At 60.2% G+C, this 22,513-nt stretch carries 22 protein-coding genes and 1 riboswitch; of the genes, 10 read left to right on the top strand and 12 right to left on the bottom strand.

Annotated elements, in window-relative coordinates; genetic code table 11:
* Positions 1 to 8 precede the first annotated feature (8 nt).
* Together I6L33_RS06455 and I6L33_RS06450 are read right to left on the bottom strand one after the other, a co-directional pair.
* Positions 9 to 1,283 carry an amino acid permease gene (locus tag I6L33_RS06455; protein ID WP_216973741.1) on the bottom strand — a complete coding sequence of 425 codons (1,275 nt, stop codon included), beginning with the start codon at positions 1,281 to 1,283 and terminating at the stop codon, positions 9 to 11.
* Positions 1,284 to 1,719: 436 nt separating this feature from the next.
* On the bottom strand, positions 1,720 to 2,649 hold the full coding sequence (locus tag I6L33_RS06450) for a sensor domain-containing diguanylate cyclase (protein ID WP_017786013.1): 930 nt from the start codon (positions 2,647 to 2,649) through the stop codon (positions 1,720 to 1,722).
* Positions 2,650 to 2,979: 330 nt separating this feature from the next.
* Here I6L33_RS06450 and I6L33_RS06445 point away from each other — a divergent pair, with 330 nt between their 5' ends.
* The 3 genes from I6L33_RS06445 to I6L33_RS06435 all read left to right on the top strand — a co-directional run bounded on the left by I6L33_RS06445 (position 2,980) and on the right by I6L33_RS06435 (position 4,319).
* Positions 2,980 to 3,297: a hypothetical protein gene (locus I6L33_RS06445; protein WP_005308203.1), complete on the top strand. Its 318-nt coding sequence runs from the start codon at positions 2,980 to 2,982 to the stop codon at positions 3,295 to 3,297.
* Positions 3,298 to 3,393: 96 nt separating this feature from the next.
* Positions 3,394 to 3,807 carry an N-acetyltransferase gene (locus I6L33_RS06440; protein ID WP_216973740.1) on the top strand — a complete coding sequence of 138 codons (414 nt, stop codon included), beginning with the start codon at positions 3,394 to 3,396 and terminating at the stop codon, positions 3,805 to 3,807.
* A complete protein-coding gene (locus tag I6L33_RS06435) occupies positions 3,804 to 4,319 on the top strand; it encodes a hypothetical protein (RefSeq protein ID WP_216973739.1) in 516 nt (171 codons plus the stop codon). Before I6L33_RS06440 ends, I6L33_RS06435 begins: the two co-directional genes overlap by 4 nt.
* Before the next feature lie 33 nt (positions 4,320 to 4,352).
* On the opposite strand, the gene I6L33_RS06430 is transcribed toward I6L33_RS06435, so the two are convergent.
* Positions 4,353 to 4,934: a penicillin-binding protein activator LpoB gene (locus tag I6L33_RS06430; protein ID WP_139726122.1), complete on the bottom strand. Its 582-nt coding sequence runs from the start codon at positions 4,932 to 4,934 to the stop codon at positions 4,353 to 4,355.
* 221 nt (positions 4,935 to 5,155) lie between these two features.
* On the opposite strand from I6L33_RS06430, the gene I6L33_RS06425 reads away from it, so the two are divergent.
* The 4 genes from I6L33_RS06425 to I6L33_RS06410 all read left to right on the top strand — a co-directional run bounded on the left by I6L33_RS06425 (position 5,156) and on the right by I6L33_RS06410 (position 8,192).
* Complete coding sequence (locus I6L33_RS06425; protein WP_216973738.1) at positions 5,156 to 5,788, top strand: Vat family streptogramin A O-acetyltransferase; 633 nt, start codon at positions 5,156 to 5,158, stop codon at positions 5,786 to 5,788.
* Positions 5,789 to 5,913: 125 nt separating this feature from the next.
* Positions 5,914 to 6,351: a GNAT family N-acetyltransferase gene (locus tag I6L33_RS06420; RefSeq protein WP_017787373.1), complete on the top strand. Its 438-nt coding sequence runs from the start codon at positions 5,914 to 5,916 to the stop codon at positions 6,349 to 6,351.
* Positions 6,352 to 6,383: 32 nt separating this feature from the next.
* Positions 6,384 to 6,926 carry a GNAT family N-acetyltransferase gene (locus tag I6L33_RS06415; protein ID WP_216974106.1) on the top strand — a complete coding sequence of 181 codons (543 nt, stop codon included), beginning with the start codon at positions 6,384 to 6,386 and terminating at the stop codon, positions 6,924 to 6,926.
* Positions 6,927 to 7,151: 225 nt separating this feature from the next.
* Positions 7,152 to 8,192 carry an SH3 domain-containing protein gene (locus I6L33_RS06410; RefSeq protein WP_216973737.1) on the top strand — a complete coding sequence of 347 codons (1,041 nt, stop codon included), beginning with the start codon at positions 7,152 to 7,154 and terminating at the stop codon, positions 8,190 to 8,192.
* A gap of 429 nt (positions 8,193 to 8,621) precedes the next feature.
* Here I6L33_RS06410 and thiH read toward each other — a convergent pair whose 3' ends face one another.
* The 6 genes from thiH to thiC form a co-directional block, all read right to left on the bottom strand.
* Positions 8,622 to 9,893 carry a 2-iminoacetate synthase ThiH gene (gene thiH, locus I6L33_RS06405; RefSeq protein ID WP_216974105.1) on the bottom strand — a complete coding sequence of 424 codons (1,272 nt, stop codon included), beginning with the start codon at positions 9,891 to 9,893 and terminating at the stop codon, positions 8,622 to 8,624.
* Between the two features lie 35 nt (positions 9,894 to 9,928).
* A complete protein-coding gene (locus I6L33_RS06400; RefSeq protein WP_216973736.1) occupies positions 9,929 to 10,696 on the bottom strand; it encodes a thiazole synthase in 768 nt (255 codons plus the stop codon).
* 85 nt (positions 10,697 to 10,781) lie between these two features.
* On the bottom strand, positions 10,782 to 10,988 hold the full coding sequence (gene thiS, locus I6L33_RS06395; RefSeq protein WP_042009043.1) for a sulfur carrier protein ThiS: 207 nt from the start codon (positions 10,986 to 10,988) through the stop codon (positions 10,782 to 10,784).
* Entirely contained in the window at positions 10,985 to 11,779 is a 795-nt protein-coding gene (locus I6L33_RS06390) for a HesA/MoeB/ThiF family protein (RefSeq protein ID WP_139433093.1), read from the bottom strand. Before I6L33_RS06390 ends, thiS begins: the two co-directional genes overlap by 4 nt.
* Positions 11,769 to 13,376: a thiamine phosphate synthase gene (thiE, locus tag I6L33_RS06385; protein WP_216973735.1), complete on the bottom strand. Its 1,608-nt coding sequence runs from the start codon at positions 13,374 to 13,376 to the stop codon at positions 11,769 to 11,771. Before thiE ends, I6L33_RS06390 begins: the two co-directional genes overlap by 11 nt.
* Entirely contained in the window at positions 13,373 to 15,364 is a 1,992-nt protein-coding gene (thiC, locus tag I6L33_RS06380; protein WP_302054595.1) for a phosphomethylpyrimidine synthase ThiC, read from the bottom strand. Before thiC ends, thiE begins: the two co-directional genes overlap by 4 nt.
* Before the next feature lie 266 nt (positions 15,365 to 15,630).
* Positions 15,631 to 15,744, bottom strand: a riboswitch (TPP riboswitch).
* A 93-nt stretch (positions 15,745 to 15,837) separates the two neighbouring features.
* Here thiC and I6L33_RS06375 point away from each other — a divergent pair.
* A complete protein-coding gene (locus I6L33_RS06375; protein ID WP_216973734.1) occupies positions 15,838 to 17,361 on the top strand; it encodes an aryl-sulfate sulfotransferase in 1,524 nt (507 codons plus the stop codon).
* Positions 17,362 to 17,619: 258 nt separating this feature from the next.
* Here the strand turns inward: I6L33_RS06375 and I6L33_RS06370 are convergent, their stop codons facing one another.
* The 3 genes from I6L33_RS06370 to I6L33_RS06360 form a co-directional block, all read right to left on the bottom strand.
* On the bottom strand, positions 17,620 to 19,083 hold the full coding sequence (locus I6L33_RS06370) for an aerolysin family beta-barrel pore-forming toxin (protein WP_201025869.1): 1,464 nt from the start codon (positions 19,081 to 19,083) through the stop codon (positions 17,620 to 17,622).
* Between the two features lie 259 nt (positions 19,084 to 19,342).
* Entirely contained in the window at positions 19,343 to 19,816 is a 474-nt protein-coding gene (locus I6L33_RS06365) for a hypothetical protein (RefSeq protein ID WP_216973733.1), read from the bottom strand.
* A gap of 85 nt (positions 19,817 to 19,901) precedes the next feature.
* The gene (locus I6L33_RS06360) at positions 19,902 to 20,318 is read right to left on the bottom strand and encodes a hypothetical protein (protein WP_010635345.1); all 417 of its coding nucleotides are present in this window, start codon (positions 20,316 to 20,318) and stop codon (positions 19,902 to 19,904) included.
* A 90-nt stretch (positions 20,319 to 20,408) separates the two neighbouring features.
* Between I6L33_RS06360 and I6L33_RS06355 the strand changes: the two genes are divergently transcribed.
* On the top strand, positions 20,409 to 21,077 hold the full coding sequence (locus I6L33_RS06355; RefSeq protein WP_010635346.1) for a response regulator transcription factor: 669 nt from the start codon (positions 20,409 to 20,411) through the stop codon (positions 21,075 to 21,077).
* Between the two features lie 43 nt (positions 21,078 to 21,120).
* On the top strand, positions 21,121 to 22,356 hold the full coding sequence (locus I6L33_RS06350) for a HAMP domain-containing sensor histidine kinase (protein WP_216973732.1): 1,236 nt from the start codon (positions 21,121 to 21,123) through the stop codon (positions 22,354 to 22,356).
* The last annotated feature ends 157 nt before the right edge of the window (positions 22,357 to 22,513 follow it).

Genomic DNA, 22,513 nt, shown 5'->3' with positions numbered 1-22,513 from the left:
ATCCGCCGTCACAGCAGATCGTAGATAAGGGCCGAGATGGCCAGCAGCCCGATCACCAGCACGAAGAGGGTACTCGCCCCGCGATAACGCTTGAGGGCGGGCAGACGATAGATGGAGCAGGCCGGCAGCAGGAACAGGATCACCGCGATGAGCGGCCCGCTCACCTTCTCGATGATCTCCAGCACGTTCGGGTTCAAGTAGGTGATGACCCCGGTCACCACGAACAGGATGACCGACGAGACCCGCGCTATGGTCGCTTCACGCAGCGACAGCCCCAGCCCCTGGCAGGCACCGTTCACCATGCTCACCGTCCCCTCGCTCACCCCCATGGAGGTGCCGAGGAAGGATTTGGACATGGCCAGAATGGCGATGAGCGGCCCCACGTAGGCGATCAACGGATTGGAGAACTTGTTCGCCAGCGCCGACAGCACCGAAATATTGTCGATGCGGGCCTGCGCCATCTCGGCCTGACTCAGGCTCATCACGCAGCTCACCACGAAGAACAGCACGCTGCCGCAAATCAGCAGGCTGCTGCACTTGATGATCCGTTTGGCGCGCTGGTCGGCGCTCGCCTGACAGCGCTTCTTCTGCGCCGCACTGAAGGAGGAGATGATGGGGGCGTGGCTGAACGAGAACACCATCACCGGCACGATCAGCCAGAGGGATTTCCAGAACGCCGGGTCGCGCCAGTCCACCCCCTGACTCTCGCTGAAGTAGGAGAGGCTCCACTGGGGCAGCAGATAGATGGAGAGGCCGATGAGAAAGGCAACCATGGGCAGGGCCAGCACGCTGATGGCCGACACCACGATCTGCTTGCCCGCCAGCAGCACCAGGTGCAGCCCCAGCATCACCCCCAGCACCAGCAGGCCGCGCGGGATCTCGGCATTGCCCAGCTGGTGCACCACAAAACTCTGGATCGCGTTGGTGATGGAGATGCTGTAGACCAGAATGATGGGGTAGAAGGCCATCAGATAGACCAGCATCAGCAGCTTGCCTGCCCGCGCACCGAAGTGCTCTTCCACCACGTGGGTAATATCCCCTTCCCGGTGGGAGCTGGATAATACGAAACGACTCAATGCCCGATGGGAATAATAAGAAAGCGGAAATGCCATCAATAATATAAACAGCAAAATAACCGGCGAATTACTGCCAACGGTAATTGGGAGAAACAGTGTACCGGCACCGACTGCAGTGGCATATAATCCCATGGTCCATACCGAATCACTTTTCTCCCATTTCAACTTTGATGTGGAATTACTCTTCTCAGCAATAGCAACACTCATTGCGATATACACCTTATTAATCTGTCATCTTATATTTTATTGGCCCGTGTAATTAGGCGTGGCGACATGCCGCGGCATATCGACCGGATCGTAGAAAAAACAAGCCCGCCTGCGATCAACATGATCACCAAGAGGAAACGGGGATGCCACGCTACCATCGTTGAAATCGCCATAAAGGTCAAGGTTAATAATTCATGACTGTTTGAATCAGCTTGTTTCAAAAGGAAATAAGATGTGTCATTTTGGCCTCAAGATAATCAATTCAGCTCCGTCTGATAACATAACGACAAAACCTCGATGAGTTGCTCAACAACTTGAATAAGGCCAGAGAGTGGCCCGTTAATATTAACAGCATCAGCCCGGCAATATCAGCCAATTATGCGATGAATGGCCCAGGCCGCCGCCAATATATTGGTGCCGGTCCTGCCGCCATATATCAGGGGGTTGGCTTCCCCTGTTTTGCCCCCTTGCGCTGGCCACCCGCAGGGCAGTGAGCGACCCGGTTGCGACCCGCCCGCTTGGCCCGATAGAGCCACTCGTCGGCGCGGGCCAGCGCCTGGTTGATCTCCTCCCCCGGCTGCACCAGGGTGGTGCCCAGACTGACGGTAAAGGCCACCGGATCCGCCGGCAGCGCCGCCACGGCGGCCCGGATCCGCTCCGCCAGCGCCTGCAGATCCATTTCACTCATGCCGGGCAGCAGGATCAGAAACTCCTCGCCGCCGCTGCGCACGAACAGATCGTCCGCCCGCAGCTGGGCGGCCACGCAGTCGCAGAAGCGCTGCAGCGCCCGGTCGCCCTGCTGATGGCCGAAGCGATCGTTGATCTGCTTGAAGTGGTCTATGTCCAGCATCACCAGACTGCAGGGGGCCTCTCTCTCCCGCCGCTGCCGGCAGTGCTCGAAGAAATAGCGGCGGTTGTAGAGGCCGGTCAGCTGGTCGGTTTCGCTCTGCAGCTTGAGCCGCTGCTGCAGCTCGTGCTGGCCGGTAATGTTACGGGTCACCCAGGCCACCGCCCGCTTGCCGTCGTAGCGAGAGGGCAGCGGCGCAATCTTGCCCTCGAAGCGCTGCATCCCCTGCGGCCCGACCGAGGCGTCGATCCCCTCCACCTCCACCGCTGCCAGCTCGTACTCCACCACCTGCACCTGGCCCGAATCCAGCGCCAGGGTCACCTGATCCATCACCCAGCGGGTCATGTCGGCGGGCAGCACATCGGCCAGTCGCTTGCCCGCCAGCGGGTTGCCATCCTGATAGGATTGCTGCTCCACCCCGCCGATGTATTCGATGTAGTAGCCGTCTTCGCTCAGGATGAAGACGGGATCGGGCAGCTGGGCCATCACTTCATATAATTGCTCGACCGAAAGTGCCATGCGGTTTCCTTGGATCCGGGGGACGAGAGGCGCACGCCGGGCTGGCCGCCTGCCCCAATTATCATGCCGGGTGCGGCGCCAAACCAGCAGCGAATCCGGCCATTCATGGATGCGCATCAAGCAATGCGGGAAAATAGCGCTTGCCCCGCCACCCGCTGATCAAAAGAGCAGCAATCATGGATCTTCAAGCCACCTCACAAGCCGCCTCGATGCCCGTTGTCTGCGGTGCCCGCATCCATTAGGCTGACCTTCCTGAGTCTGCCCTCCCGGCCGACTCACCCCCCATCAGCCCGGCCAGGCAGACGCCGGCCCCGGAAAAGGATCGTCCAGATGAAGAGAGCCATAGTGAAAGCGCGCTTCGATGCCATCAGCATCGAGGGAGAACAGCTGACCGTGAAGATTGCCATCGGAGCCCCCGAGCCGGATCCCAAGTCCGCCGGCGGTGACTGGCGCTGCAAGGTGAAGCTGGACGGCCTTGGCAACAAGACCTTCATCTATGGCGTCGATGCCCTGCAGGCCCTCAGCCTCGCCCTCAAGTTCGTGGAGAGCGAGCTGCGCGCCTTCACCGATGCGGGTTGGCACTTCTACCTGCCCGGCAGCCCCGATCACCCGGTCGACATGGCCGCCTGCTACTTCCCGCAGCTGTGACGCCGGGCCGGCGGCAGCCGAAAAGGGGCAATAGCTTGACCAGATTGAGTCTGAACGGTTATTGATAGAGGCCCTTTACCCGGCTCTGGAGAGACCATGTACCTGACCCAACCCCACCCCCCTGCCGAGCAGGATGTCGACGCGCTGCGTATCGGCCTGTCGGGTTACAACATCAACCAGGCCGGCACCCACCTGCGCGAGCACATCGCCAGCTTTATCAAGGACGAAGCGGGCAAGGTGCACGGCGGCATCACCGCCGACCTCAAGTGGGGTTGGCTGCACGTGGACTGGCTCTGGATTGACGAGCGCATCCGCCAGGATGGTTGGGGCGGCCGCCTGCTCACTACCATGGAGCAGTACGCCAGAAGCAAGGGCATCAGCAACTTTCATCTGGAAACCACCAGCTTCCAGGCGCTGCCCTTCTACCAGAAGCAGGGTTACAAGGTCTTTGGCGAGCTGCCGGACATGCCGCCCGGGCATACCACCTATTTTCTGAAAAAGCAGGTATGAGGTCGCTGTCGCCACTCACCACCAAGGGCAAGGGCAAGGCCAAACCCACGCTCCTCAGCTCGGCCTTGGGTGCACTGTGTCTGTTGCTGACCACAAGCCAGAACGCCATGGCCCTGTCGTTGCACGATCTGGATCCGGCGTTTGCGCGTTGTGAGGCAAGCAAGGCCCGCCACAAACCCGCGTTGCCTCCCAAAGAGGATCGCTTCTGGTTGCTGGAAAGAGAGCAGCAGGTGACTGTGCTTGTCTACCTGCATGAGAAGAGCATGGAACGCTGCACAGCAGCAGAGGTAGAGGCACTGGCGATCAAGGCGTTCCATCAGGCAGTCGCCGGAGACCGCGCCTTGCTCGATGCCCTGATCAAGGCAAGATACACGACGCTCACGCCGGCTCAGCAGGCACAGTTACAGCAAGTTGGACAGACAGAGCTGGACAGACTGGCCAAGCTGACGGGCTTTGCGTACCCTTTCTCGCTGCTCGATTACCTCAACCTGCTGGCACCGTCCAAAGCGTGAAGGGCTGACAAACTTGTCAGCCCTTCGGCATCCTCAGTGGCTGGCGGAGCGACTGCCGCTCCAGAGCAGCTCGCCGCTGCGCAGCTCCATCAGAGTCATCGACAACCGATAGCGGCTGCCCTCGGCCACCAGATCCCCATACAGCATGTAACCGGCGCCGGTCTGGCGACCGAGCCGCACCAGGGAGGCCGGGTTCATCCTGCCCTGCTGATACTCCAGCTGGCCGGTGATGGCCGCCACCTGACCCGGGTCGACAAAGCGAAAACCGCTCTTGCTCTGGATGCGCTTGCTCATGGCCGCCGCCATGGCGCGGGTGTCCACCGGCTCGCCGGTGCCATTCTGGGGCGGGGTGAGCAGCAGCACCGGCTGGCCCGTTTGCGCCAGCTCCCGCACCTCGGGTGCCTGCACAAACGCGTCGGCCATGGCCAGCGCCAGCCCGGTCGGCGCCACCGACTTGGGCAGCGGCGCCCCGGCATCCGGCTTGGTTACCGGTTTGTCCGGCTGCACCACGGGGGCATCCGGCTCGCTCACCGGGGCCTGAGTGCCGCCGTAGGGATTGACCGCACAACCGCCCAGCAGCAGGGCACCCACCATCAACAAGGAACGCAGCTTCATCTTTTCTCTCCGCCAGAAGTCCGTAAACGGGCATCAACCACCACCCGCATGGCGGAGCCCCTGCCCCGCATCCTCCTTATGCTAGAGACAAACCCAGGCGGGGTCGATGCACCCACCACCACAGGGCGACAGAGACTGGCGAAGCGGAGGGCACAAAAGGGTGGCCAGGCTTCACCCGATTCCGTTAGGGTAGCCTGAGCCCAGACGCCAGAGGTGCCCCCATGCACGGACCCGACCCCGCCAACCCGCACCCCATGGCGGGCTTCCCCCAGGTGTGCTTTATAAAGAACACCATCAAGGGGCCCAATATCGAGGTGGGTGACTACACCTATTACGACGACCCGGAGGATTCTGCGGGCTTTGAACGCAACGTCCTCTACCACTTCCCCTTCATCGGCGACAAGCTGATCATCGGCAAGTTCTGCGCCATCGCCCGCGGGGTGAAGTTCATCATGAACGGCGCCAACCACCAGACCTCCGGCGTCTCTACCTACCCCTTCTTTATCTTCGGCAACGGCTGGGAGCATGCCGCCCCCGCCCCGGGCAGCCTCCCCTACAAGGGGGATACCGTCATCGGCAACGATGTCTGGATCGGCGTCGAGGCCCTGATCATGCCGGGGGTCAAGGTCGGCAACGGTGCCATCATCGCCACCCGCTCAGTGGTCACCGGCAACGTGCCCGACTATGCCGTGGTCGGTGGCAACCCCGCCAAGGTGATCCGCTACCGCTTCGACGACGACACCATCGCCCGTCTCAACGCCCTCGCTTGGTGGGACTGGCCGGTGGAGAGGATCAGCCGGAATTTGAACTTGATCGGCGGCGGGGAAATTGGCGAGTTGGAGAGGGTGGGGTGATAGCTGCCCACCTAGAGACATTGATAAGAACCTCCCCCTACAGCCCTGGAGAGCACGGATCCATCACCAGATCAGTGCGTTACATGGGCATTTAAAACAATCAGGCCCTACATGGAGTTACCCGAATGACCGCACCAACACCCGTTTTCACTGTCGTCCACTCAACGCCGCCCGTCGAAACCTATCGCTATCTTCGAACCGCTGCCGGACTCAGCCCAAAGACGCTTGAAGCCGCAGAGCTTGGTCTGCCCAATACGCTGTTTGCCGTCCAGATATTTTGCGGTCAGACCGCCATCGGCATGGGTCGCATCATCGGAGATGGCGGGACATTTTATCAAGTCGTTGATATTGCAGTACTGCCTGAATATCAGGGTCAGGGGGTAGGCAAAAAGATCATGGCGGAGATCGCGGACTATATCGCCCGCGAAGTACCGGAGTCAGGCTATGTCAGCTTGCTGGCAGATGGGGAGGCTTACCGACTCTATCAACAATTCGGTTTCTCGCTCACGGCTCCTGCCAGTGTTGGTATGGGGCTTAAGCGGGTTGCCGTCGTAAAGTCCTGACCAATCATCCAGATGAAAAAGCAGGACAGCCAATAACATTCCAGCCCCTTGCCAACGCCACACTCGTTATTCGCCCCTTCGAACCGGGCGATGCCGACGAGTTTGTCCGCGCAGCCCACGAATCCATCGAAACGGTCGGCAGCTGGATGAGCTGGTGCACTCCCTCGTTCAACCGGGAGCAGGCGCTGGCCTGGTTTGTCACCTGCGATCAGGATCGCGAGGCGGGACGTGCCTTTGATATGGGCCTTTTCTGCGCCACCACCGGCCAGCTCTTGGGTGGCGCCGGAATCAACCAGCTGTCGCCCCATCATCGCTACGGCAATATCGGTTATTGGGTGCGCCAGTCCCGCCAAGGCTGCGGCATCGCCCGGCAGGCTGTCGCCCTGCTCCGTGACTTTGGCTTTCAGCAGTTGGGGCTATTTCGGCTGGAGATCGTGATGGGGGTCGGCAACACCGCCAGCGAAGCCGTTGCCATCGCAGCCGGCGCCACCTTCGAGTGCCGGGCAAAAAACCGCATCTTTCTTCATGGGCAGCCCCTCGATGCGAATGTCTATTCGCTTATTCCCTTAGACTGATTTCTGTAGCAGGGCGTATCTCGCAGGCTTATTTGAGAGACAAAGGAATACGGTCATGGCAACTGCCCTTCCAGTAAGCCTTTAGTTAAAGAACTCAGCCCCTTGCCAAAAGGGTGGTGTTCATGAATTATGCCTAGGTTTTAATGGCTTCATACAAGCCCTAAGAAAAGGTACACTGCTCTACCAGTTAAGATGAGTACTTAGATATTTTTAGGGACGTGCTTCATGAAAGAACTTAGGAAAATAAATCACCTACACATGAAAACATCACATGGATTAGCAGCTCTAAAAATATCAAAAGAGATGTCTCAATTATTTGAGATACTAGAATCACCTGCGATGAAGGCTGCAAGAGAAATTGCTCAATCATATTCGATACCAGAATCGCCTTCGATGAAAGCTGCAAGAGAGATTGCTCAGTCATTTGCGATCCCAGAATCGCCTGCGATGAAAGCTGCAAGAGAGATTGCCCAGTCATTTGCGATTCCAGAATCGCCTGCAATGAAAACTGCAAGAGAAATTGTTCAATCATTTGCGATCCCAGAATCGCCTGCGATGAAAGCTGCAAGAGAAATTGTTCAATCATTTGCGATCCCAGAATCGCCTACGATGAAAGCTGCAAGAGAAATTGTTCAATCATTTGCACTCCCAGAATCGCCTGCAATGAAAGCAGCAAGAGAAATGACATTGCTGTTCGCAGCACAGGATTTATCTGTAATTACGGAGCAGATCAATAAATTACTGTCCGAAAGTTCGGACAGTATAGAGATAAAAGATGATTCTGTAGAACAAACCTTTGTAAAGCTTGCTCAAGTAACATCATCAAATAGTAATGAAGGGTTTCTAAGTTGGTATGACAATCAGCCCTCATCGATACAACTGATTGTAACCCTATTTTTAAGTTACTTCCTTAATGTATTTAGTAATTTATCTATGCCTCTATATAAAAACTGGGAGTATCTGTTTGAAAGAGAAACGCCAAGGGTCGCAACCAAATTAATTACCCAATCTGCCAATAAAGAGTACGATATTTATGAATTAAGTAATTATCGTTTTGTTTTGGTTTCAATTTTAAATGTTAGAGCAGAACCATCAACAAAAGCAGAGGTTGTTGACGAATTGAAAAATGGGATGGTAGTTAAATTCGTCACCAAATCAAAACGCTGGACTCAGATTGAATTTATATGTGACGAGACCGGTGAGCGTAAAATAGGTTGGGTATTTTCTAGATACTTACGGAAGTTTGAGCTTAAATCGCACATCTGAGCCGGGAGCATGACCCACTAGGCTGAAGCTTAGATCCCCCTCTTATTCGCAGAGGCGAGCCCGCTTGTCCAGGCCGCGAGACAGGATGTCGAGCGAGCGGCGCCGGGCCATGGATGGCCCGTCGGCGCGTGCCGTCGGACAAGTGGGTGAGCCGAAGGAACCCGACGTAAGTCGGGCGAATAAGCGGGGGTGGCCTTTCTTTTGGTGACTTTTCTTTGGCCACGCAAAGAAAAGTTACTCGCCCAAGCCCGAAGGGCGGGCGAAACCCCGTCGAGGCCAACAGCCTCGCGTCCTGCTCGGCGCAGCCGTGCCATCCATCAGACACACCACAAAGCGGACGATTACGCCTACCGGCTAATCGCCCCTACGATTGCACGGCGCAGCCGTGCCTGCATGCCACAGGCACGGAGTTTGGCCTAACTCCTCCCCCTATCGGCCCAGGAAGGGTTCCCAGTCCTTGAACACCGGCTGCAACCCCGCCTGCCGCACGGCGGCGGCCACCTCCCCCACCGGTCTGTCGTCGTGGATGGCGAACTGCTCCAGCTCCTCTTTATCCCCCTCGGCATAGCCACCCGGCTGGGTGCGCGACTCGGCCGACATCTGGGTGATGCCAAGGCGCACCGCGCCGTTGCGAAACGCCGGCGATTCACGGGTCGAGAGGGACAAGTCCAGGGTCGGCGAGAAGAGACGCCAGGCGCAGATAAGCTGGGCCAGCTGGCGATCCGACATGACCACGGCAGGCTCCAACCCGCCGGTACAGGGGCGCAGACGCGGGAAGGAGAGCGAATAGCGGCTCTGCCAGTGGTGGCGCTCAAGCCAGGCGAGGTGTTCGGCGACAAAGTAGCTGTCGGCGCGCCAGTCCGATGAGAGACCGATCAGCGCCCCCAACCCTATTTTGTCGATACCGGCGCGGCCGAGCCGATCCGGCGTGGCGAGGCGCCATGCGATGTCCCGCTTGTTGCCGCGCAGGTGGTGGCGGGCGTAGGTGGGAGCGTGGTAGGTCTCCTGATAGACCATGACCGAATCGAGGCCGAGGCTCTTCAGCTCGGCATATTCGTCTTGCGAGAGGGGCTGCACCTCCATCGCCACCGTGCTGAAGTGGCGGCGAATGATGGGCATCACTTCGCGAAAATAGCCGAGCCCCACCTTGTGCTCGTGCTCGCCGGTCACCAGCAGCACGCTGTCGAAGCCGCGCGCCTTGATGGCCAGACACTCGCGCTCAATCTCCTCTGCATTCAGGGTCTTGCGCTTGAGGCGGTTGCTCATGGAGAAGCCGCAGTAGGTGCAGTCGTTGGCGCACAGGTTCGACAGATAGAGCGGTACATAGAAGCCGATGGTGTTGCCGAAGCGCTGGCGAGTCAGCCGCTCGGCCTCGGCCGCCATCTGCGGCAAAAACGCCTCGGCGGCCGGCGAGATCAGCGCCATAAAGTCCGTCAGGGTGCGGCGGGGTGCGCTCAGGGCGCGTGCCACATCCGCGGCCGTCTTGCCGCGGATCTGCATGCCGATATCGTCCCAATCAAGCTCCTGCCAACGATTGGCAAAATCCAACCCCCTCCCGACCTCCCCCTTGGGAGGGGGAGGAGCGCAGAACTCGCCTCCTTCAAGCACCGAATCAGCCTCTGCCCTCACCCCCAGCCCCTCTCCCAGAGGGAGAGGGGGGCTAAACACATCAGCCTCGGGAGAAACCGAGGAAGAGGCCATTGCCATTGGCTCTCGCCCTGAGCCCACATCATGACTCATAGCGCCCCCAGAAAATCGGTCAGCGGGCTGGAGGCCTGGGCCTGCACGCCGCGCGCCCCCAGGCCCGCCTTATAGGCGCTACGTCCTGCCTCACAGGCCAACGCGAAGGCGCGGCCCATGGCGACCGGGTCGCCGCTCACCGCGATGGCGGTGTTGACCAGCACGGCGTCGGCACCCAGCTCAAAGGCGGCGGCCGCGTGGCTTGGCGCACCGATCCCCGCATCCACCACCACTGGCACGTTCGCCTGCTCGACGATGATGGAGAGAAACTCCCGGGTCACCAGCCCCTGGTTCGAGCCGATGGGCGCACCGAGCGGCATCACGGCGGCGCAGCCCACCTCTTCCAGCCGCTTGCACAGCACGGGGTCGGCGCCACAGTAAGGCAACACCACGAAGCCCTCTTTCACCAGCTGCTCGGCGGCTTTCAGCGTCTCGATGGGATCGGGCAGCAGATAGCGCGGGTCGGGATGGATCTCCAGCTTGAGCCAGTTCGTCCCCAGCGCCTCGCGGGCCAGGTGGGCGGCAAACACCGCTTCGGCGGCGGTCTTGGCACCAGAAGTATTGGGCAGCAGCTTGACCCCGAGTTGCAGCAAGGGGCTCAGGATATCGTCGTGGGCCTTGCCCGGTTCGAGCCGCTTGATGGCCATGGTGACGAGCTGGGAGCCGCTCGCCTCAATGGCGGCGGCCATCAGTTCCGGGCGGGCAAACTTGCCGGTGCCGGTGAAGAGGCGCGACGAGAAGGTGTGATCGGCAATTGTCAGCATGTCAGCCTCCGGCCACTGCGATAAGAGGAGATGAGGCCCCGCCGCAAGGCAGAACGCTCGAAGATGGGACTGTGAGCATCATGGGTCAGCCTCCCGCAATGGCGGTAAAGAGGTGAAGTTCGTCCCCGTCATTGAGACGGGTTTCGGCCCAGCGGCCACGGGGCAGCACGGCGCCGTTAAGGGCCACCGCCACCCCCTGGGGATGGACGTCCTGGGCGGCCAGCAGGTCGGCCACGCTCTGCCCTGCCGCCAGCGGCTGGGCTTTATCGTTGAGTCGAATGGTCAAGGTCATGGGGTGATTTCCTTATCGTTTGTCGGGCATCGGCGCTGCCCGCAAACCGGGCAATCGGGATCGGGGGCCAGGGTGAGGGTCTGCCACTGATGGGCCAGCGCGTCGAAACGGCGCAATGTGCCGGCGACCGGGCTTTGCATCCCGAACAGCAGTTTCAATGCCTCCAGCGCCTGCAAAGAGCCCATCACCCCGACCAGCGGGCCGGTGACGCCGCTGGTCTCGCAGCTCTGGCTCACCTTGGTATCCAACGGATAGAGGCAGGCGTAACAGGCGTGCTCCGTACTTGTGCGCGCCATCAGCTGCCCCTGCCAACCCACTGCGGCGGCAGAGATCCAGGGCTTGCCCTGAGCCACGCAGGCGGCGTTGATGGCCTGGCGGGTGGCCAGGTTGTCGCAGCAGTCGACAACCAGATCCACCTCTTCCACAAAGCCGGGCAGGCTGGCGGCATCGAGCCGCTGGTTGATGGCGATCAGCTCCACCAGCGGGTTGTGGGCGGCCAAGCGCTCGCGGGCCAGCTCCGCCTTGGAGTGGTTGACCGCCTCGCTATCGAACAGGATCTGGCGCGGCAAGTTGCTGGAATCGACCGTATCGCCATCGGCCAGCCACAAGGTGCCCACCCCGGCCCCCGCCAGATAGAGGGCGAGCGGCGAGCCGAGCCCGCCGAGGCCCACGATCAGCACGGATTTGCCTTTCAGCCGCGCCTGCCCTTCCTCGCCCACTTCCGCCAGCATCAGCTGGCGGCCGTATCGCAAATACTCTTGGTCACTGAGAGAAGCGGCATCAGAGCGCATGTTCCACCTCTCTTATGTCAGTGGCCGAGCGTGGCTCGTCCCCCGCGCCTACGGCGGCGAGCAGCCGCTCGGTCGCTCCCTGCCAGTCGTCGCTCGCCGTGATGGCCGAGACCAGCGCGATGCTGCCGACCCCGCTCCCCTTGACCGCCGCGACCCGCTCCTCGCTGATGCCGCCGATGGCGACCGTCGGCCAATCCGCCATCAGGGCACGGTAGTAGTGCAGCCGCTCCAGCCCCTGGGGGCGCGAAGGCATCGCCTTGGTGTTGGTCGGGAAGATATGGCCGAGCGCGATATAGGAGGGGGCCAGCTCGCGGGCCCGCATCAGCTCGAAGTAGCCGTGGGTGGAGATGCCAAGGCGCAGCCCCGCCGCCTGAATGGCGGCGAGATCGGCGGTCTCCATGTCCTCCTGCCCCAGGTGCACGCCCCAGGCGCCCGCCTCGATGGCTTGCTGCCAGTAGTCGTTGATAAAGAGCCGTGCCCCATGACGGCGACCGAGCGCCACAGCATCACGAATGGCCGGCACCACCTGGGCGGCGGGCAGGTCCTTGATGCGCAGCTGGATGGTCTTGACCCCAGCCCCCAGCAGACGCTTGAGCCACTTGACCGAATCGACCACCGGATAGAGGCCGAGGTTGTGTTCGGTCGGCGCGAAGGGGCCATCCGGCAAGCGGGCGCTGCTTGCTTCATACAGGCCGAAGCGGCGATCGAGCTTTGAATCTGCCAGCACGGCACGGGGGAAGTGGGCGAGATTGTCTGGCCAGCCCAGATGGGCGATGGGGCCGGGGCCCGCCCCCACCCCCTGCGCCGCTGCCAAGCCTTGTTGCAGATAGGCACGCGCCAGGGTGATGGCGTCTTCCACCGGGTAGTCCTGCGCCACCACGGCGGCGATGGCGCTGGCGTAGCAGCAGCCGGTGCCGTGGCCGTGGCGGGTATCGAGGCGCGGCGCGGCGAGCCAGAATTCGCGGGTCTCGTCCTGGTAGTAGTCGAGGCAGAGATCGCCACCCCATTCCAGGTGGCCCCCCTTGATCAGTACGGCGCGAGCGCCGAGTTCGCGCAGCCGCCGTGCGGCGAGGCGCACCAGCTCGGGACTGGTGGCGGGCAGACCGGTCAGGGCTTCCAGCTCGGGGCCGTTGGGGGTGATCAAAGAGAGGCGCGGCAGCAGGTGCTCACGCACCGCCGCCAGCATGCCGGGCTCCGCCATGGGGGTGCCTGTGCTGGCGATGGCCACCGGGTCGTAGACCACGAAGGGAGCATCGACAGTCGACAACCTGCGGGCCAGCACCTCCACGTGCAGCCGGGTCGGCAGCAGACCTATCTTGATGGCGGCGGGCGGCAGATCCAGCCCCAGGGCATCGATCTGGGCGGTGAGGGTCTGCATCAGCACGGGGTCGACCATCTTCACCGCCACCGAGTTCTGGGCCGTGATGGCGGAGATGACGGAGCAGCCGTGCACGCCAAGGTCGTGCATCGTGTGCAGGTCGGCCTGAATGCCGGCGCCACCGCCGGAATCGGACCCGGCGATGGTCCAGACCACGGGGCGGGCCTGCGTCACGGCGGACAGGTCGGCGGGGCTGACAGCCCCGCGCTCGCTGCTCACGCCTCCTCCCCTGCGGCCTGCTTCAGGGTCGCCGCCTGGTGGTAGATCTCGCCGCCGGTCTCCTTGAAGGTCTCCGCCATCCGCGCCATGCCGCTCTCCACCTCGGCGACGACCCGCTCCTGCTGGCCATCCATGCCCACCATCTTGATCTCTACGGCTTCCAGCTTGGCGGCGTAGTCGCGCACGTCCTGAGTGATCTTCATGGAGCAGAACTTGGGGCCGCACATGGAGCAGAAGTGGGCCACCTTGCCGGACTCCTGGGGCAGGGTCTCGTCGTGGTAGGCGCGGGCGGTGTCGGGATCCAGCGCCAGGTTGAACTGATCCTCCCAGCGGAACTCGAAGCGCGCCTTGGACATGGCGTTGTCGCGGATCTGGGCGCCCGGGTGGCCCTTGGCCAGATCGGCGGCGTGGGCGGCGATCTTGTAGGTGATGAGCCCCTGCTTCACGTCTTCTTTATTGGGCAGGCCCAGGTGCTCCTTGGGGGTCACGTAGCAGAGCATGGCGCAGCCGTACCAGCCGATAAGCGCGGCGCCGATGCCGGAGGTGAAGTGATCGTAGCCCGGGGCGATATCGGTGGTGAGCGGGCCCAGGGTATAGAAGGGGGCCTCGTGGCAGTGCTCAAGCTGCTCGGTCATGTTGCGCTCGATCATGTGCATGGGCACGTGGCCGGGGCCCTCGATCATCACCTGCACGTCGTATTCCCAGGCAATTTTGGTGAGCTCGCCCAGGGTGCGCAGCTCGGCGAACTGGGCCTCGTCGTTGGCGTCATAGACGGAGCCCGGACGCAGGCCGTCACCCAGCGACAGGCTGACGTCGTAGGCGGCGCAGATCTCGCAGATCTCGCGGAAGTGCTCGTAGAGGAAGTTCTCCTTGTGGTGGGAGAGGCACCACTTGGCCATGATGCTGCCGCCGCGGGAGACGATGCCGGTGAGGCGCTTGGCGGTCATGGGCACGAAGCGCAGCAAGACGCCGGCATGGATGGTGAAGTAGTCCACCCCCTGCTCGGCTTGTTCGAGCAGGGTGTCGCGGAACAGCTCCCAGGTGAGATCCTCGGCGATGCCGCCCGTCTTCTCCAGCGCCTGGTAGATGGGCACGGTACCGATGGGCACCGGGCTGTTGCGCAGGATCCACTCGCGGGTCTCGTGGATGTAGCGGCCGGTGGAGAGATCCATCACGGTGTCGGCGCCCCAGCGGGTCGACCACACCAGCTTCTCCACTTCCTCCTCGATGCTGGAGGTGACCGCCGAGTTGCCGATGTTGGCGTTGATCTTCACCAGGAAGTTGCGGCCGATGATCATGGGCTCCGCTTCCGGGTGGTTGATGTTGCTGGGGATGATGGCGCGGCCGGCGGCCACTTCACCCCGCACGAACTCAGGGGTGATGTTCTGGGGCAGTCTGGCGCCAAAGCCCTGACCCGGATGCTGGGTGCGCAAGAGTTCTGAGCGAACCCGCTCGCGGCCCATGTTCTCGCGCAGGGCGATAAATTCCATCTCGGGGGTGACGATGCCGGCGCGGGCGTAGTGCAGCTGGGTGACCCGGCGGCCCGGCTTGGCGCGGCGAGCGCTCGGCAGGTGTTCGAACCGCAGGTGATCCAGCCCCTCGTCGGCCAGGCGCTCCTGAGTGAAAGTGGAGCTCAGCCCTTCCAGCGCTTCGGTGTCAGCGCGCTCCAGCACCCACTCCTCGCGCAGGCGCGGCAGGCCGCGGCGCACATCGATGGGGGCAGCCTCTTCCCCATAGGGGCCCGAGGTGTCGTAAACCGGTACCGGCTCGTTGGGCTCGAACTGGGGGGCTTCCTTGGTGCCGCCGACGAAGGTATCGGCCAGCTGGATCTCCCGCAGGGGCACCCGGATGTCGGCGCGGGAGCCTTCAATAAAGATGCGGCGGGAATTGGGGTGAGCCATCCCCTTGAGGTTGTCGATAAAGGTCTGGGCGCTGGAGCGCTGCTCGCGGCGGCTGGATTTGGTGGTATCGGATACGGAAGTAGACATAGCAAAACTCACATTAACCGGTTGAAGTTATGGGTGTTTGCTTGTCTGGAGTTCGAGGAGAAGATGAACTTGCGGCGGGGTGTGCTGGGGGGAGTGGACGATGGGGTCTCTCTTCCCAGTCCAACCCTGCTGACCCTCTCTCCCTGACAGGAGAGCCGGCGCCTGATGGACGACCGGATGGGACAGCCTCCCCCTGTGCGCCTGTACCAGTCAGATGCGGTCTGCCTCTGGCTGGCGGGAAGGTGCTCCTTCCCCGGCGCGGTAACCCGCAAGTTACCCTTGTTTCCCTTCGCAGGTCTTAACCTGATCAGGTTCCACGGATCCCGAATTAACGGTCTCAGCTTAGCGTCGTTCGACGGTCAGCACTCCGACAAGATGGCGCCAGTATATATGGCTTATTTTTTTACTCAACCATGATTTTTTCGCTACACTGGGGACAGTTCATTAACACAGGGATGGTGTTTGCTATGTACATGAAAAAGTCATTTTTGTTCAGCCTCGTATGTTTCGGACTATATGGTTGTAACGGAGGAAGTGACAACAGTAAAACACTGGCGGAACAATTCAAGTATGATCCTGCAACCCAAGTTGTTGAAAATGACATTCATGACTCCGTTTTTATTTCGGCACTGGACTTGTCAGGGTTGGATAACAGTAAAATTAAAAGCATCTCTTTCACCATCAATCAAAAAATAGGCAGCTATGCCAAACCGATAACAGCCACTTATGATTGGCAATATATTTTAACCAATGGGCTGTATGATGCATCCAGCAACAGAGTTCAGCTTCCCATATTTGGTTTATACAGCGCCTATACCAATGAAGTGACGGTCAACATTCAGTTTGTTGATGCCAGTAACTATGCATTTCAAAAGACAATTGCCACCGATACCTATGTCGACAGCGCAGGTGTCTATGACAATGTAGGCATCAGTATCAAACCCTCTGCCACACCGACCTATAGCTACTTTTATTTAAAAAGTCGCCTTAAAAACCCCATTATCATGGATATTGATGGTAATGTTCGCTGGGATGCCGATGTAAAAGATGACTCTATGTCAACTATTTTCAAAGAAGGTAAGTTCATTACAGGGCATGTAAAAAACATAAGTATAAATTCGTTATCACTTTATGGAAAAACATCTCCGATATCAATCAATGGAACCCAAATGGGAAGTGACGCCTATTTCCATCATAATATTGATCAGGGCAAGCATGGAATATTGATTGAACTGGATGGAACCACTGATGGTGCACTGAAATTAGAATCTTTCCTCAGTGAAATAGATACTGACGGCAAGGTCATCAAGGAGTGGGATCTCGGCAAGATATTTTCTGAATACATGTTGCAAGAGGGGGACGACCCCAGCAATTTTGTCAGAAACGGTGCTGACTGGTTCCACATGAACGCAGCTACCTATGACCCGTCCGATGACACTTTGGTAGTCTCCAGCCGGGAAAATTTTGTCGTCAAACTGGACTACAACACCGGCAAGCTGATCTGGTTGCTTGGTGATGAAACCAAACACTGGTACTCCTATCCTTCCCTGCAGAAGCTGGCGTTGTCGCTCTCCTCCGGACAGACGCCGGTAGGACAGCATGCCATCTCCATGACCAAGGATGGCAAACTGATGTTGTTCAACAACGGGCGAAGGAGTTTCAACAACCCTATCGGCACCCCGAGCGGCATAGATCTGGCCACCAGCCAGACCGCCATCTTTGCTATCGACAGCCAGAGCAAGACGGCTCAAGTGGTCTGGAGTTTTGACGATGGCATCTATTCCGATATCTGTTCCAGCATCTATGAAGACAAGCTGGCAGCTCAAGGGGATTATCTCATCAACTATGCAGCAGCCGACAACCGGACCAGGGTTATCATTCAAGGCATAAACAAGGAGAAGCAGAAACTCTTCGAGTTTACCTATCCAAGTGCAATCCCCTGTGCCACCTCCTGGAACGCCATCCAGATCCCTCTCGAAAACATGCACTTTCAGTGACAGGAAAAGCAGCGCCACTCAGTGGCGCTGCTTTAGCTATGCATCTCCACCCGGTCAGACGACACTATTCGCTACCACTCTGTCCCCGTTTTCAGTCCGGCTGAAGCTCAACCCGCAATCATTCCGTCAGCAAGTCGCATCATCGAAGGCCAAGAAAACCGGGCGACATAGATAGCAAGAGCCCAGGTCTCCCCAATGGAAAAATGGTTCACCGCAAGCGTCAGCAGCAGACCCCATGAAGTGGCCTGCTAAAGAGGATTATTGAGCTGGAGTAATGGTCAGGGTCACATTGCCAAAGCCTTCGCTGGCAAGCGTATCCTGATCCAGTTCCAGAGCGGTGAGAGCCACCCCTTCGGCAGAAGCGCTTCGTTGCTGAACAGCCGCTGCGGCGCGAGTCTGGGGCTGCCCAATCTCGATATCGCCGGCAAACTGGCTTTCGGCATAGAAGTCGCCGGTCACGGCCGACCGGGTCGGACGCAGCACGCGGCCAAGGTTGTTCTGCATGGTCGACAGGCCATACTCGCCGATGGTCCAGTTCCAGTCCCACCACTTCACTTCACCCGGGATGTAGCGTTTGTCCCACTGATAACGGATGCTGCTGGCCTTGTCGCGGAACGGGCCAACGGCAAAGGTATGCTCCCAGGTTGGACGATTGGTCGGATGGGTGTACCAGGCATTGCCTCCCCAGCGCAGGAACCCCTTCATGGTCAGGTCATAATTCACCTCGGCCTTGAACTCATAGGGGTAGGAGATGTTGGACTTGTAGAGAGCGACGCGCACCGGCACGCTGGAGTGGGGTGGCACAGTGGGACGAGCCTCGACCGACACGGTCTCGGTGGTCGCTCCCCCCTTCTGCTCGGCCCAGCTCTGGGTTGAAGAAATCTCGACCGAGTATTCAGTGCTGGAAACCTGCGGGATCTGGAACGTCTTCTTGATGCCGACCTTCTCGCTGAGACTGTAGGTATCCGTCTTGGACCAGTTGGTGGCCTTGTCATACTTAAGGGTAACTACCACCTGCTGAGGCAGATCCGTGTAGTTGGTCGCATTGGCGGTGATGGTCTTGATCAGCTGTTTGCCACTCTCGGTAACCTGGCCATGACTGAAGGAATCCGGCTCCAGCGTGTACGAGAAGTTGCTCACCTTGATGGAACTTTTCTCCCCACAACGGTATCCAGAGCAACCACCATCATTATTTCCCTTTATCAACCAGCCATCGCTGAGCCTGGTCACATCCATATCCTCCCCGACATAGGGGCTATGATTCCCGCCCACCCAGGCGTATCCCAAATAGTGGGCAAGATAACTCACAGGTTTGATGAAATAATCTTTGTCATGCACCATTCGCCATTGCACATCGACTTCATCACCTGCCGGAATATTCCATGCGGAGAGGGAAGGAATTTCTCCAGAGATAGGGGAGTTGGGGTAACACCATGTTTCACCCGCCGTTCCCTGTTTTATTTCTCCATTATATCCAGGTCCCATGATCACCCAGCGATTGGCCAGCCCGGTAATCTGCCACTGTCCCATACGGCTGACCAGATTGCCCTTGATGCTCATGGCTTCATCACGGGTAAGGGGGCGATAGCCGCTGGCACAGACCCCCTCCCCCAGACCGAACCATTTGACCTGGTCAGGATAGACTGGCTCAGCCGCCTGGGCCTGGACGAGCATCAATGAAGATGCCAACAGCGCCAGATTGGCTGTTATTATTTTATTCATCATTTATTCCTCTTTCAGACAGACGATAGTTTTTATTATGCAGAAATAACACCTTTCATTTTGACAGGCATGAACTCCAATGAGCCCCGCCACAGACAAAATAAACCACCAAAATTCATCAATGACAAACAAAATATATATAAGGCGGGAAAATAATTAGAGCGGCAACTTTATTGAGGGATTAATCATAATTGTTCTGGTAGGATAATTTAATATCAATCAGGACATGACGGCGTTTATTAAATAAGAAGTTCCTGAATTACTCTTCCGGATTAATTATGGTTATCTCACGTAAAATTCCATCTGCAGAACGCAGCAGCACCAGCGCACTACCCTCGTGCAAGTCGGTAGCCGAACCGTTGACCCAACGCACATTTCGGTCGAGCGACAAGGTGCCGAGTGTAGCCAGCACCAGGTGCCGACCATCGAAGGATCGCAAACGATCCTCTGCCCGCTGCCAATGGCCTGATATCGCCGGAGATCCGGCCGCCAACAGCTCAATCCGGGTAGCCACCCCATCAGTCACCTGCAGGGCCAGGTGATCACCCGGCCGCAAGGGGTGCTGCCACGGCTCACCAAGCCGCCAGACCGGGGCGCTCCCCAGCTCCACCTCAGCCCCCTGAAACTGCAGGCGCAGGCCATCGTTGTGTTCCAGCTCCACCAGCCAGAGTTCACCATCGGCGGCCAGAGCGCAGAGCGGCAGTGCCAGCAGCAGGAGGGAGGTGCGTGTCATAGCAAAAGGCCCATGGTCAAACCGTGCGAGGTTTAACTATGGGCCCGGGGAGTGGTTTTTTCCGCCCGGTTCGTCTTGTCGTGCGTCAATCATCCTCGCGGCAGCGGCTCAGGCGCATGCCGTCAAACTTGCACTCCAGCTCCAGCCAGCGTCCTTCGAACGGGGCCAGGCTGTCGTCCGAGGTGACATAACCCCAGATCCGCCCCTGTTCCACCGGCCCTTCCAGATCCATCTCGTCATCCTCTTCCAGCTTCTCGACCTCCCGAATAAGCCGCAGTTCACCCTCGACCACCCCTTCCAGGTCGACCCAGGTGCCGCCGAGATCGTCCTCTCTCAGCCCGTCCTTGAAACGGGTCTGCTCGTCGAGCACAAAGGGAATGCCGTTGACCATCAGCTGGCCCAACTGCCAGGTGGTGCGGCCGGTCAATTTGAACTCCGCCGACTGCGCAGCGCCGAATGGCAACAAGATCAGCAGCAGGAGAGTGCAGAGAGACTTCTTCATCGGGGATCCTCGGGGTTACACTGCCACACAGGATGCCTCATCCGGTGTGAGATGACCGTGAAATGGCGGTCAGGACCAGGAGATCAAAGCATGAAAATACTGGTGGTGGAAGACAATCCCCAGGTCGCGGAAACCATCATGGATTATCTGGAGCTGGCGGGCCACCGGCTGGACTGCGCCTATCACGGCCAGGCGGCCCTACAGTTGCTGGCCGAGCAGCGCTTCGACGTCATCATCATGGACGTCATGATGCCGCGCCTCGACGGCCTCAGCACGGTGGCCCGCCTGCGGGAGCAGGGGATCCCGACCCCGGTGCTGTTTCTCACCGCCCGCGACAGCCTGGATGACAAGCTGGCGGGCTTCAAGGCTGGCGGCGACGACTACCTGGTCAAACCGTTCGCCATGGAGGAGCTGGAGGTGCGGCTGCAGGCGCTGGCCCTGCGTGGCCCCCGCAGCGACATGGGGGCCCTGTGCGTGGGCGAGCTGACCCTGGATCCCGCCAGCGGCCGTGCCACCCGGGCCGGGGTCGAGCTCAAGCTCGGCAAGATCCCGTTCCAGATCCTCACCCTGCTGGCCCGCCGGGCCCCCGCCCTGGTCACCCGCCAGGAGGTGCTCGACACCGTCTGGGGCGACGAGGAGCCCGACTCCGACGCCCTGCGCAGCCACATCTATGCCCTGCGCAATGCCCTCGACAAGCCCTTCCCTGCTCCCATGCTGGAAACCCTGCACGGCCAGGGCTATCGACTGGTGACCCCATGATGGGCCGCCAGCGCTGCCTGAACCTGCCCGCAGGGAGGCAGTCATGAGCCTGCCCAGCCTGCGCCGTCGCCTGATCCTCACCCTGAGCGGTGCCGGCCTGCTGCTGCTGATCATCATCAGCCTGCTGATGGTGGTGGCCGAGGACAAGATGGAGGAGCTCAGCCTGCGCCACTGGCTGGAGGCGGAGGTGACCCGCTACAGCGACGACTGGTTGCGGCTCGGCATGGCGGCCCCCGCCCCCAGCCCGCGCCAGTTCTCCAGCTACTGGACCGAGGCCGGCCGCCTGCCGGTCTGGCTCAAGCCCTACCAGAGCCCGGGCTTCTACGAACACGTGCTGGGGGACGAGGACAAACACTTCCTGGTGCGGCCCCATCCGTCCGGTAAGGGGCTGCTCTATCTGGTGTTCAACGACGACGCCGACGACTACCTGGATCCCTACGAGGATCAGCTGCACCTGGCGACCCGGCTGATCGGGCTGGCCCTGCTGCTCGGCTGCATCGGCTTCGGCATCTGGCTGGTGCGCCACATCACCCGGCCGCTGCAGCGGCTGCAGCAGCGGGTTGCCCACCTCACCCCGGATCAGGCGGACTTCGTACCCGATGCCCCCTGGCAGGAGCTCAGGGACATCGAGCTGGCGCTGCTGGCCGGCAAGCAGGAGGTGGCTGCCGTGTTTGCCCGCGAACAGGAGTTCAGCCGCTTCGCCAGCCACGAGCTGCGCACCCCCAACATGGTGATCCAGGGCTCGGCTGCCCTGCTCGGCAAGGTGAGCGATCTGCCCGCCCCCGCCGCCCGCGCCACCACCCGCATTCGCGCCGCCGCCGACGAGATGGCGCTGCTCACCGAGACCTTTCTGCTGCTGGGCCGCAAGGAAGAGGTGGAGCGCCCGCCCCAGCAGGTGGCGCCGCTCATACGCCGGGAGCTGGCCCGCCTCGCCCCGCTGCTGCAGCGGGAGGAGCTGGATATCCGGCTGCAGCTGGACGATGAGAGCGAGGCGCTGGCCCCCCTCTCTCTGCTCGCCATTGCGCTCGGCAACCTGCTGAAGAATGCCCTCAGCTACGCCGAGGGGCACATCGACATCGAGCTGGCCGGCCCCCTGCTCACCATCAGCAACCCCACCGCCGCCGCGCCGGATCAGATCCTCGGTTACGGCTGCGGCCTCACCATCATCCAGCGCATCTGCGAGAAGCTGGGCTGGCAGATAGAGACCCGGCTGGAAGAGGGCATCTTCAGTGCCCGATTGGCGATGATCACCAACGACCCCGCGCAAGGTAAGGCATAGCGCTCCTCATCCCCAGCCCTTCTCCCCGTCTATTCAAAATGGTGGGAGAAGGGAGGCTCCCCCTGGCAAGCCATCGCAGCTCGCGGTGACAACCGCAGGCCAGCGACGATGACCCAGCACCACCGAACTGTTCCCTCTCCCTTAGGATGAGGGCGCT

The organism is Aeromonas sp. FDAARGOS 1403 (assembly GCF_019047325.1).
Taxonomy (GTDB): Bacteria; Pseudomonadota; Gammaproteobacteria; order Enterobacterales; family Aeromonadaceae; genus Aeromonas; species Aeromonas dhakensis.
This window is presented reverse-complemented; position numbering and strand designations above follow the sequence as displayed.